The organism is Streptomyces sp. SID12501, assembly GCF_010550245.1.
Lineage (GTDB): Bacteria > Actinomycetota > Actinomycetes > Streptomycetales > Streptomycetaceae > Streptomyces.
In genome coordinates, this window is the sequence record NZ_JAAGLU010000475.1 from 1 (window position 1) to 495 (window position 495).

1 protein-coding gene is annotated in these 495 nt (G+C 69.7%); it reads right to left on the reverse strand.

Features of this window, described 5'->3' with window-relative positions; all coding sequences use genetic code 11:
* Positions 1-489, reverse strand: a 489-nt coding sequence (locus G3I71_RS46850) for a pirin family protein (protein ID WP_164325047.1), incomplete at its 3' end; no start/stop codon positions are given.
* Positions 490-495: the final 6 nt, after the last annotated feature.

A 495-nucleotide genomic window follows, 5' to 3' on the forward strand; every position in this document is an offset into this window, starting at 1 on the left:
GCCGATGTCCTGGTAGCGCGGGGGCATCATCTTGTCGGAGGCCGGCAGGTTGACCCACAGCTGGAGGCCGTGGAAGAGGCCGCCCGACAGGACGAGGGACTCCGGCGGGGCCTCGATGTGCAGGAGGCCCGCCCCGGCGGTCATCCACTGCGTGTCGCCGCCGTTGATGACTCCGCCGCCGCCGTTGCTGTCCTGGTGGACGAAGGTTCCGTCGATCAGGTACGTGACGGTTTCGAAGCCCCGGTGGGGGTGCCACGGGGTGCCCTTGGGCTCACCCGGGGCGTACTCCACCTCGCCCATCTGGTCCATCATGATGAACGGGTCGAGGTGCTCGTAGTTGATCCCCGCGAACGCGCGGCGCACCGGGAATCCCTCGCCCTCGAAGCCGCTCGGCGCCGTGCTCACGGCCAGCACCTTGCGGGCGGCGGCCGTCTGCGGCTCGGCCACGCGCGGGAGGGTCAACGGGTTCTCAACAGTCACTGCGGGCATGGTCAA